The sequence below is a fragment of the Corallococcus macrosporus genome, assembly GCF_017302985.1.
GTDB lineage: Bacteria > Myxococcota > Myxococcia > Myxococcales > Myxococcaceae > Corallococcus > Corallococcus macrosporus_A.
Map to the genome: position 1 here is coordinate 506773 of NZ_JAFIMU010000007.1, position 11327 is coordinate 518099.

An 11327-nucleotide genomic window follows, 5' to 3' on the forward strand; every position below is an offset into this window, starting at 1 on the left:
CAAGGCACCGCCTCCGCCTCACGCGTTGGCTCCGGTCGCCGAGGCTCCGCCTCCGTCTGCCGCGCAGACTCCGGTCGCCAAGGCACCGCTTCCGTCTCACGCGTCAGCTCCGGTCGCCAAGGCTCCGCCTCCGTCTGCCGCGTCAGCTCCGGTCGCCGAGGCTCCGCCTCCGTCTGCCGCGCAGACTCCGGTCGCCAAGGCACCGCTTCCGTCTCACGCTTCAGCTCGGGTCGCCGAGGCTTCACCTCCGCATTCCACGCCGCCTCTGGACACCAAGGCGCAGCCTCCCGCGTCTACTCGGGTCGTCGAGGCACCACCTCCACCTTCCACGCCGCCTCTGGCCACCAAGGCGCAGCCTCCCGCGTCTGCTCGGATCGTCGAGGCTCCACCTCCGCCTTCCACATCACCCGTGCTCGCCAAGGCTCCGCCTTCGCACCCCGAGTCGGCTCGGATCGCCGAGGCGCCACCTCCGCCTTCCACATCACCCGTGCTCGCCAAGGCTCCGCCTTCGCACCCCGAGTCGGCTCGGATCGCCGAGGCGCCACCTCCGCCTTCCACATCGCCGCTGGTCGCCAAGGCTCCGCCTTCGCACCCCGAGTCGGCTCGGGTCATCGAAGATCCACCTCCGCCTTCCACATCGCCGCTGGTCGCCAAGGCTCCGCCTTCGCACAGCGAGTCGGCTCGGGTCATCGAAGCTCCACCTCCGCCTTACACTTCACCTCTGGTCGCCAAAGCTCAGCCTCCGGCGTCGGCTCAGGTCGCCGAGGCTCCACCTCCGCGCTCCACCTCGCCTCTGGTCGCCAAGGCACCGCGTCCGCCTCACGCGCCGACTCCGGTCGCCGAGGCTCCACCTCCGCCTTCCACATCACCCGTGCTCGCCAAGGCACCGCCTTCCCATCCCGAGTCGGCCCGGGTTGCCGAGGATCCATCAGGGGGGCCGACGGATCCGGGGGTGGCCGGGGCTCCACCGCCGCATCCCGCGCTGGCTCCGGTGGACGGGGCACCGCGGGCAGTGCCGACGAATCCGATGGACGGGGCCTTCGTGCAGGTGGGTCTGCATGCGGCGCTCGACGGCTATCACCCCGCCGGACAGCAGGGCCTGTCCGTGGGCGCGGGATGGGCGGGCCGGGTGCTGCGGCTTCGCGTGCAGTTGCTGGCGGCGCTGCCGGTGCACCTGCGGGACGCATACACGGACCTTCGCCTGGCGCAGGGTTCGGCGCTGGCGTGGGTGGACGTGCCCTTCGTGAAGGCCGGGGCCTGGGAGGGCACGGTGGGCCTGGGCGCGGGCGCCGCGGGCTTCTGGCGGCGCACGGAGGCTCGGGCCGCGGAGGTGGAACCGACGCCGTCGCGGCTGCTCGCGGCCTTCGTCATGGGGCCCGCGATGCGGGTGGCGTGGCGGGTGGGGCCGGCGCTCGCGCTGGAGGCGTCGCTGTCGGGCGAGGTGCTCCTGGGACGGCCCCGGCTGGGCTACTCGGTGGATGGTGTCTTCGTGCTCCGGGAGGACGGCGCGTCCGTGCGTCCCCGACTGGGAGTGGGGATGGTGATTTTTCCGTGAGCACCGATGACCCGATTTCACGCCGTCCCTCCTCCTTGCCGGACATGAGGAGCTCGGGCTCACATGCGACCGTCGCGCCCCGTGGCGAGGACGCCCGGCTGACGGCGGCCATGCGAGGGCAGCGCGATGCGACCGAGTCCCTGCTCCTGGAGCTGCTGCCCCGCGTCCGCAACCTGGTGCGCTACCTGGTGCGCGGGGACTCGGACGTGGAGGACATCGCCCAGGAGTCGCTCATCGCGCTGGTGCGGGGCCTGCCCACCTATCGCGGTGACGGGCGGTTCCACGGCTGGGTAGACCGGGTGGTGGTGCGCACGACGTTCGCGTGGATCAAGCGTTCACGCGGGCGCGAGGCCCGTTACAGTGAGGATCCGGTGGAGTTGTTGGCGGTGCCGTCCGACGAAGCGCCGGCGGACGAGTACCTGCATCGCCGTCACCTCGTGACGTTGCTGGACAAGCTGTCGACGGAGCAGCGGCACGCGCTGGTGCTGCACCACGTCCTGGAATTGAGCGTGCAGGAGATCTCCACAGAGCTGGGCGTCCCCTTCGAAACCGTGCGCAGCCGGCTGCGCCTGGGACGCACCGCCCTGCGAGCGCTGGCCTCGGACGGTGAGCTGCCCGAGGGGGAGTCCTCATGAACTCCCGCCCCCCCGACGACGGTGAAGCGGAGCCGGTGGACGACCTGCTGCGGCCCCTGGATGACGGCAGCGGACCGGCGCGGAGGCTGTCGAGGCAACGCTCGAGCGCGCTCGTCCAGGCGGCGCTGGACGCGGCGCTCCAACAGGCGACGGACCATCCGAGAAGGCGCAAGCGGCCTCCCACGTGGCTGATGGCAGGCGCGGCGCTCGTCTTCACCGGAGCCGCGGCCGCCGCGGCATGGCGCTACACGCGTCCCGAGCAGCCCCACCCGGTGGTACTGACACCCGCCGTGCCGGAGCCAATGCAGGTGGCCACGCTGGAGCCGGTACCCCTTCCCCCCAAGCCCGCGCCCTCCGAACCCTTCACCATCGAGCATCCCCGCCCCCTGCGTCCGAGCATCGCGGTGAAGGAGTCCTCGAAGCCGGAGGACCTGCTGCGGCAAGCCAACGCGTTCCGTTCAGAGGGGAAATGGAAGGAAGCGGAAGAGCTGTACCTGCGCGTCATCCGAGTGGAGCCGTCATCGCTGGCCGCGTACGTCGCGAGAGTGGCGTCGGGCTCGCTGCGACTGGAGCACCTGGGGGACGCACGCGGCGCCCTGCGCCAGTTCCAGGACGCGGTGCGACTGCAACCCGGAGCCATGCTGGATCCGGAGGCCCGCCACGGCGTGGCAGAAGCCTACCGAGCCCTGGGTGACACGGAGGCGGAGGCCCGAGCGCTGGGAGAGTTCCTCACGCTGCATCCGGACTCGCCACTGGGCGCGGCGTCCCGTGCGCGGCTCCGGGAGTTGTCACCGCCATGAGCCACGGCCCGCGGTGGAGCAGCCGCAAGCCAGGGCACACGATGTGCCCAGGCCTTCGGCCATGAAGGTCCTCGCCATGGATGAGCAAGAAGCCCCCGGCGCGCACCGCACGAACCTGTCCGACAGTCGGACAGGTTTGAAGAACCGCGCCACCCGCCGTGGCTGGACGCAACCACTGCCGCCGAGCAACGAACACCGGTGTCAAAAGCAACCAGGTTGCGGCGACGTCGGTCGGGAGGCGGATCACACGAATAGCTGGGGCCTGGGGCATTCGGAGCGCGGCCTGCCTTCACCCAGCGATGTGGCGATTGCCCGTCATGGGCGTGGCACACATGGCGCGGCGAGGTGACAGCCCCATGAGACTCCGCATCACGCGATTCATTCCATGGGCAGCGATGTTGGGCACCGCGTGCACGGTGAACGACCCGGTGGCCACGCTGCACTCGCCTGACGGGGGGAGCGACATCCCGGATGCATGGGCCGAGCACTGCGCGGACAGCGGACCGCCACTCCTGCTGGGAGATCCGGCATCAGTGCCTCTGCTGTGCAGCGGCCAACTGGCGGAGACGTTGTTCCGCCGCGCGGCATGCTCCTGTGAAGGCCTGTCCCTCAGCGCCCCTTTCTCCGTGGATGCATTCCGAAGCTCCGTGGGCCCGTACGCACCCGGGGGCACGGGCGGCGACGTGGGAGTGAATGGCAGTCTGTCCGCGAACGACCGCGTCACGGTGGGCGGCTCGCTCCAGGTGGGAGGAGTCCAGCTCAGCCGCCCGCTCACGGTGGGCGGAAGCCTGCACAGCAACGGTCCCCTCTCCGGTCCGGGCACGTCCGCCACCGTGGCCGGCGACGCGAGGGTGAATGGAGGCGTAGCGCTCGCCGCCCTCACCGTGGGTGGCGTGCTCACGGTTCCTCCGGAGTTCTCCCCCGGGCCAGCCCGGGCGTCGGAGCTGCGCCGAGAGCCCGTGCCCCCGGTCACGCCCTGCGACTGCGCCAACGGCTCCCGCTTCGACCCGGCCGCGCTCATCGCCCACCACTCCGTGGACAATGACAACGCGGCCATCGATCTGGACCCGGCGACGCTGGAAGGCGTCACCGGCGAGCGCGTGCTGGAACTGCCCTGCGGCCGCTTCCTGCTGACCCGCATCGCGGGGCCCGGCCACGCCACGCTGCGCATCCGGGGCCGCACCGCGCTGTTCATCCCCGGCGGTGTGGACTTGGTCGAAGCGCTCACCGTGGACGTGCAGCCTCCGGGTGAGCTGGATCTCTTCCTCGCGGGCGGCTTCATCGTGTCCGGCCAGCTCACGCTGGGCTCAGCCGCCCTACCCTCGCGGGTGCGCGTCTACGTCGCGGGCACGCAGCCCTTGGACATCTCCGCGGGCAGCACGCTCGCCGGAAACCTCTACGCGCCACAGGCCCAGCTCAACCTGAGCGGCAACGCGGAGGTCTTCGGCTCCCTGTTCGTGCGCCACCTGGAGGCGTCCGGAGCGATACAGGTGCACCACGACGCGGACGTGCTCAACGCGGGCGCCGCGTGCCCCGCGGGTTGATCAGTGAGCGAGACGCCCGTTGACCCATCCGAGAGGCGAGCAGCATCTTCATGAACGACAAGGGACATGAACGGACGTCGCCGTTCACGAAGCAGGGAGCCCCAGGAATCGAGTGACGAAGTGCCAGAGGCGCACAGCCCACCGGCCCAGCGGCCCCAGGCTGCCGTGAACCGGGCCGCCATCCATGTGCTCAGTCACACAGGCATGCCCGCTGGAACCGGCAGGTGGAGCTTCGGGTTTGCGTCCACCCTCCAGAGACGAAGCGACCCAACCAGTTGGACTGATGGACAGGCTTCCAAGGACCGCGCTCGCCACGCCTCCCTCGGTGCACGCTCCACCGACCGAGCCAGGTGCAAGCCCCGGGACGGATGGAGACATCAGCCCTGCGGAGTCGGACGCCACGGAAAAGTCCTGCCCATGGCGGCAGAGCGCGAGCGCAGGTGCTGAGCTGTCATTGGCGGCTGACTCCAGGCGGTCGAAACCACGCTCCTCCACGACGAGGCGCGCGTCCGACGCAGCGTCTTGATGGAGAGTTGGCTCAGGGACGCTGAGGCTCCGCACCTCAACGCAAGGAGGTGACGCATGAGCATCGTGCTCCCTGGCGGCTGACGCGGAGTCATCGTTGTCACGAACCTCCACGCAAGGGCCGGTATCTGACGCGGTGGCTTCGCAGAGGCGCTCCTCAGCGCGGGAGTCGTCAGGCGCCGCCCGCTCCCGAGGGACAGGAGCGAAAGCGTCCAGCAAGCCCTCATCGCACGCCTCCAGCAGCGCCGGCAGTTGGTGCTGAAGCGTTCGCACATCCCGCTCGTTCAGTGCGTGCATCGCGCACCTGGCCCATGCACTCAGCGACTCGCCCCCCATGAAGGACAGCAGCCGGGCCGCGTTGCCCCTCATGGCCCGTTGCAGCGACTGGACGAGGAGCATGTGCCCGGGACGTGAAGCCGTGTGGGCCGCCAGCCGCAGCAACTCGAATTCCAGCTCCGCGCAGCGCTCTCCGGGGTGCCAGCGCGCCGCGTCCGAGAGCGCGTAACAGACGGACTCCAACTGGTCCACCTGCGACGCGGAGGCCTTCGTGCAGCAGTCGGCCAGCAGCTCCACCAGCACCTGACGCTTGAGGCTGAAGAAGCCCTCAAAAAGCCGCCGGCCCTCCTCGGTGTGCCGGTGATGCAGCGCCAGGCCCAGGTTCTCCAGCGTCAGCGACTCATCCAGTGCCACCGCGCGCGTCTTGCGACCGGGGTGCTTCACCACCAGGCCTCGCGCCGCCAGTCTCCGGAACGCCTCACGCACGGTGCCCCGGCAGCAGTTGAATTCACCCGCCAGCTTCTCTTCCGAGGCGAACTGCCCCCGCGGCAGCATCCCCAGCGAAATGTAGCGCTCGAGTTGCTCCTCTACGTACGCCACGCGTCCCACCCGCTCCATCACCGTCCTCCTCCTCGCCCACGCCACGCGCATCCAACCAGAGGGGTCTGACATGGACTCGCGGGCCCACCGTCCTCGTCACCTGTTCGAACCAGCGCGGCCCCGGGGGCCATGCGTCAAGAACCTGTCCGACTGTCGGACAGGTTTGCGCAAAGCGCTTCCGGCCAGCCGGGGCCCACCAGGGTGCCTTGCGGCACAAACCTGTCTGACAGTCGGACAGGTTTGCGTGAAGCGCTCCCGGCGGCCGCCTCTTCCCGGAGCCCTACCCTGGCATCCACGCATGCCCACCGCCGCGTCCCGATGCTGCGCTCCGTGTCACTCGCGTCTTCGCGGAGTCATTTGGGGCACGGGGTCTGGTCATGCGCATCTGGCGACCTGCGCTGCTCAGCGGAACACGACGGTCTTGTGACCGTTGAGCAGGATGCGGTGCTGCACGAACCACGTCACGGCTCGGCCCAGCACGACGTTCTCCACGTCGCGCCCTATGGCCGTCAGGGCCTCGGGCGACAGTGTGTGGTCCACTCGCTCCACGTCCTGTTCGATGATGGGTCCTTCGTCCAGGTCGCCCGTGACGAAGTGGGCCGTCGCGCCGATCAGCTTCACGCCCCGGTCGTACGCCTGCTGGTACGGCCTCGCGCCCTTGAAGCTGGGCAGGAACGAGTGGTGGATGTTGATGAGCCGCCCTCGCAGCGCATCGCACGTCTCCGGGGAGAGGATCTGCATGTACCGGGCGAGCACCACCAGGTCCACGCGCTGCTCGCGCACCAACTCCAGCAGGCGCGCTTCCTGCCGTGCCTTGTTCTCCACCGTCACCGGCAGGTGGTGGAACGGGATGTCGTGGGATGCGGCCAGTTGGTAGAAGTCCCGGTGGTTGGACACGATGGCCGGGATCTCCACCGGCAGGATTCCACTGCGGTAGCGATACAGCAGGTCGTTCAGGCAGTGGCCAATCTTCGAGACCATCAGCAACACCCGCGGCTTCTCCGCCGCGTCATGCAGGCGCCAGTCCATGGAGAAGCGCTGCGCGAGCACCCCGAAGGCGTCGCGCAACGCCGCGGACTCGACCTTCCCCTCTTCATCCGCGAAGTGCACGCGCATGAAGAACAGCCGCGTCTGCGGGTCGCCGTACTGCGCGCTGTCGAGGATGTTGCAGCCGTGCTCGGCGAGCCAGCCGGAGACAGCATGGACGATGCCGCGCTGATCCGGGCACGACAGCGTGAGGATGTATTGGGCGGGACGCTCGGTCATGGGCGGCGGCGACTATAGCCACGCCGGATGAACGCCCGTCCCCGGGCGCTATGGGGAGTGTCCGGTGTCCAGCGGGTTCGCGGGCGGCATTTCGTGCTCGGGAGGCTTCCCTCGCGGCGAAGCGAACCTAGACTCTGGCCTGTCATGGCCGACGCCCTCCCATCCGAAGCGGCCCGCCGACGACCGGTGGCGGACTCCCTGCGCGAATACGGCCGGGGCATCGCGGGCGGCCTGCTCTTCAGCCTGCCGCTGCTCTACACGATGGAGGTGTGGTGGGCGGGCTTCACGTCCCACCCAGGCAGCGTGTTGGGCTACCTGGTGGCCACGTACGTGCTGCTGCTCGGGTACAACCGCTACGGCGGTTTCCGCAGGGACGTGTACTGGTTCGACGTCTTCACGGACTCCCTGGAGGAGCTGGGGCTGGGACTGCTCGTGTCCGTGGCCGTGCTCGTGCTCATTGGCCGCATCGGCCAGGGCACGTCACTGCAGGAAGCGGTGGGCATGGTCGTGGTGGAGGCCGGCACGGTGGCCATCGGCGTGTCGGTGGGCACCGCGCAGCTGGGCGGTCAGCACCGCGAGGAGAACGAGGCGGAGGACAAGAAGCGGCTGGAGTCCGCGGATCATGTCCCCGGGCAGCTGGTCATTTCGTTCTGCGGCGCGGTGCTGTTCGCCGCCAACGTGGCGCCCACGGAGGAGATCGTGATGATCGCCGTGGAGACGCAGCCCTGGTGCCTGCTGGGACTCGCCGTGCTGTCGCTGCTGCTGGGCGGGCTCATCCTCTTCCAGAGCGACTTCACCCGCGCGCACCGATTCACTCGCCGCCGACTGCGCCGGGATGTGCTGGCCGGCACGTTCGTCACGTATGCCATCGCGCTGCTTTCGAGCGTGTTCGTGTTGTGGTTCTTCGGCCGGTTCAACGGCAACGGCCTGAGCGTCTGCCTGGCCCAGGTGGTGGTGCTGGGCCTGGCGTCGACGCTGGGGGCCTCTGCGGGGAGACTGCTCATCCAATCATGAGGATGCACTGGAACTGGCTGGAGGGCGTTGTCTTCGTGTCGAGCTGCGTGCTCGTGGCGCTGGTGCTGGGCTACCTGTCCGTGGACGCGTGGAACACGGGCAGCGGCCCGCCGGACCTCGTCGTGAAGGTGGGCACGCCAGTGGCGGCCTCGAACGCGAAGGAGTGGCGGGTGCCCGTCACGGTGACGAACCACGGCGACACGGCGGCCGAGGAGGTCCACGTCCGCGTGTCCCTGCGCGGCGGCCGCGAGCCGGGCGAGGAGGTGGAGTTCGTGCTGGCGTACGTGCCTCGCCACTCCCAGCGGGAGGCCTGGGTCGCGTTCCGCCAGGAGCCACCGCCCGAAGGCGTGGAAGCGCACGCGGTGGGCTTCGCCACGCCCTGACGCACGCTGCTATCCTGACCTCGCATGCGCGCGAGGACGTGGTGGTGGGCAGCCGTACTCGTCCTCGGACTGGGCATGGCCGTGGTGTCCTCCCGGGCTCCTCGCGCTCACGCGCCTTCGTCGAATGAGCACTTCCGCGCCACGGACACGGGCCCTTCGGGAACGCGCTTCACGAAGCAGCTCGCGACGAACGCGGAGAGCTCGCTGCGCATCACGGGCGTCGTGCGGGATGCACGCGGTCCGGTCGCGGGCGTGCAGGTCTCGGCATCTCGGGTGGACGCGGACACACTGTCGGCGCGTCTCTTCCCCGAGGATCCGCTGGCCATGCAGTCCGACGCATGGATGCTGCGACAAGCGGACCCCTCCTACCTGGAACAGGAGTCCGTGCGGCTCGTGGAAACCCGCGAGGGCGCAGCGCCCGAGTTCGCGCGGACAGCGACGGCGGCGGATGGCAGCTTCGCCCTCGAGGGACTGCCGCCGGGCGCATTCTCCCTCTGGGCGATTGGGGACACGGGCGCGACGGTGCAGCCGGATGTCCAGGCGGGCAGCGACGGCGTGACGTTGACGCTGGAGGAGGGGGTCTTCATCTCCGGCATGGTGGTGGAGCAGTACCGGCTCGTTCCCATTCCAGGAGCGCTCGTGACGGTGGTCCACGAGGCCGGGTCCCGCTACTTCGATGCGCTCGCCGATGCCCGGGGGCGATTCCGCGTCGGGCCGCTGCCGCCGGGCCGCTACCTGAAGGTCGCGAGCGCCAAGGGCTGGGTGACCACGGCCCGCCGTGAGGAAGTCTGGCTCGACGCGAACGTGGACGTGATGCTCTACCTTCAGCCACAGCTCCGGCTGGAGGGCGTGGTGCTGACCTCCGAGGGCCGCCCCGCGAGCGGAGTGAACGTCCACCTGGTCTCCCAGGTGGACTCCGACGACACGCGGACCACTCGGAGCGATGGACGGGGAAGGTTCGTCTTCGACGCGGTTCCCCAGACTGAGTACGAACTCTGGGCTCGCTCCGAGGACGAGACTGCCTTCGGCGCGACCCTGGCCATACCGCCCGATTCCGTGGCCCTCCGGATGAAGCCCGTCCTGTTCATGGAGGGCACCGTGAGGGACGAACAGGGCACGCCCCTGAAGGGCGTGCACCTGGACTTCCAGGGCCAGGGCCAGGGAGACCGCACCTCCCCCACGGCCGTCACGGATGAAGCGGGCCGTTACCGGGTGGGGCCGCTGCTCAAGTCCGGCACGCGGGTCAGGCTGCGGGGTGAGCACCTTCTCGATGCCCTGGAGGACATCGAGCTGTCCATGCCCCATGCAGGCCCCTGGGACTTCACCCTGCGGCGGGCCCCATCGGTGGAAGGGCTCGTGGTCGACACCGAAGGCACGCCCCTGCCGGGAATCGAGGTTAAGCTCGAACGGAGCCAGGGTGCCCCCAAGGCCACGGGGTACTTCCGCTCCGACCTCGATGCCGTCCGGTCCGACGACGCGGGCCGCTTCGTCGTGGACGGTGAGGAGGGAGGCGCGAGTCACATTCTCATCGACGCTCCGGGCTTCCGCGCCGTGAAGCAGGCGGTGGTGATTCCGTCAGCAGGCATCCGCGTGGTGCTGGAGCGGGGGGCCTCCGTGTCCGGCACGGTCGTGGATGCGAAGGGTCAGCCCATGCGCCTCGTGGACCTCCAGCTCTGGGACACCGCGTCCCGGAGCGAAACTCCCCGCACCACGTCCCCGGACAAGGCGGGGGCCTTCTCATTCCAGGGACTGAAGGCGGGCCACTACGTGGTGGAGGCCCACGTCCAGAGGCCGGGCATCCAGCACGCGGTGTCCCAGACCGTGGACCTGGAGGAGCGGACACAGGCGCGCGTGACGCTGCGCTTCGAGGAGGGGCGCACGATCCAGGGGAGGACCATCGACACCGAGGGACAACCCGTGGCCGGCGTCCGGGTCCAGGCCTGCCCCACCCTGGAGGACCTCTCCGCGTGGCGGACCACGGGCCCCAGCTGCCGCTTCCCTGCCGGGGACGGCGTGCTGTCCGGAGCGGATGGCCACTTCATCCTCAAGCACCTGACCGCGCCGCGCCATCAACTCATCGCGAGGAAGGACAGCCATGGGTTCGCGCCCGCGCGCTCCCGGGGCGGAACGCCCGACCTCGAAACACTGCTTGTCACGACGGGCGAGGAGGACCTCCAACTGGTCCTGGAACGGAGGCCCCGGCTGCGGGGACAGGTCGTGAGCGAAGAGGGGGCTCCCCTGCCCTGCTCGGTCGGGTTGTGGGGCCCCTCCGCCCATTTTCCGGATGGGACCTTCGACCTTCCCCTGCCAGTGGATGGGTACCAACGCCTCGTCGTGAGCGCGAAGGGCTTCCTGGACCTCTGGCACGACTTCAACGCGAGCCCGGGCCAGGACGTCGACCTGGGGGTTCTGCGGATGGCCCGCGGCCGCACGGTGCGCGTCCTCGTCCAGGATGAGAGGACCCGCGCGCCACTCGCCGGAGTGGACGTGGTCATCGCCGCCCACAACGAGCCTCCTGCTTCCGACCGCATCCGTCTCCCTTCCCCCTTCGAGGGGACCCTGGATGAGGAAGGAGGCACGGACATGGACGGGCTGCCCCGCGCCCGCATCAGCCTCTCCGTCCGGAGGGCCCAGAGCATGATCGTCCAGGAGGTGACCGTCGAAGCGAACCAGGAGACCGTCACGGTGCGGCTGCCCGACCCCTCCCGCTAGCGGCTATCCTGCGCCTT

At 69.7% G+C, this 11327-nt stretch carries 9 protein-coding genes; 7 read left to right on the top strand and 2 right to left on the bottom strand.

All coding sequences use genetic code 11. The features are described 5' to 3' along the window. Positions 1-1012: 1012 nt before the first annotated feature. The 4 genes from JYK02_RS14325 to JYK02_RS14340 all read left to right on the top strand — a co-directional run bounded on the left by JYK02_RS14325 (position 1013) and on the right by JYK02_RS14340 (position 4534). Entirely contained in the window at positions 1013-1555 is a 543-nt protein-coding gene (locus tag JYK02_RS14325) for a hypothetical protein (protein ID WP_207051486.1), read from the top strand. Positions 1556-1665: 110 nt separating this feature from the next. Then, positions 1666-2190: an RNA polymerase sigma factor gene (locus JYK02_RS14330; protein ID WP_347402495.1), complete on the top strand. Its 525-nt coding sequence runs from the start codon at positions 1666-1668 to the stop codon at positions 2188-2190. Beyond that, on the top strand, positions 2187-2990 hold the full coding sequence (locus JYK02_RS14335) for a tetratricopeptide repeat protein (protein WP_207051488.1): 804 nt from the start codon (positions 2187-2189) through the stop codon (positions 2988-2990). Before JYK02_RS14330 ends, JYK02_RS14335 begins: the two co-directional genes overlap by 4 nt. 356 nt (positions 2991-3346) lie before the next feature. Continuing rightward, a complete protein-coding gene (locus JYK02_RS14340) occupies positions 3347-4534 on the top strand; it encodes a DUF7305 domain-containing protein (RefSeq protein ID WP_242588740.1) in 1188 nt (395 codons plus the stop codon). Between the two features lie 84 nt (positions 4535-4618). On the opposite strand, the gene JYK02_RS14345 is transcribed toward JYK02_RS14340, so the two are convergent. Together JYK02_RS14345 and purU are read right to left on the bottom strand one after the other, a co-directional pair. Continuing rightward, entirely contained in the window at positions 4619-5953 is a 1335-nt protein-coding gene (locus tag JYK02_RS14345; RefSeq protein ID WP_207051489.1) for a FadR/GntR family transcriptional regulator, read from the bottom strand. Between the two features lie 384 nt (positions 5954-6337). Then, on the bottom strand, positions 6338-7201 hold the full coding sequence (gene purU, locus JYK02_RS14350) for a formyltetrahydrofolate deformylase (protein ID WP_207051490.1): 864 nt from the start codon (positions 7199-7201) through the stop codon (positions 6338-6340). Positions 7202-7345: 144 nt separating this feature from the next. On the opposite strand from purU, the gene JYK02_RS14355 reads away from it, so the two are divergent. From JYK02_RS14355 to JYK02_RS14365, 3 genes are all read left to right on the top strand, one after another. Continuing rightward, the gene (locus JYK02_RS14355; RefSeq protein ID WP_207051491.1) at positions 7346-8215 is read left to right on the top strand and encodes a TIGR02587 family membrane protein; all 870 of its coding nucleotides are present in this window, start codon (positions 7346-7348) and stop codon (positions 8213-8215) included. Further along, positions 8212-8598: a hypothetical protein gene (locus tag JYK02_RS14360; RefSeq protein ID WP_207051492.1), complete on the top strand. Its 387-nt coding sequence runs from the start codon at positions 8212-8214 to the stop codon at positions 8596-8598. Before JYK02_RS14355 ends, JYK02_RS14360 begins: the two co-directional genes overlap by 4 nt. A gap of 75 nt (positions 8599-8673) precedes the next feature. Next, on the top strand, positions 8674-11310 hold the full coding sequence (locus JYK02_RS14365) for a carboxypeptidase-like regulatory domain-containing protein (RefSeq protein WP_242588741.1): 2637 nt from the start codon (positions 8674-8676) through the stop codon (positions 11308-11310). Positions 11311-11327 lie beyond the last annotated feature (17 nt).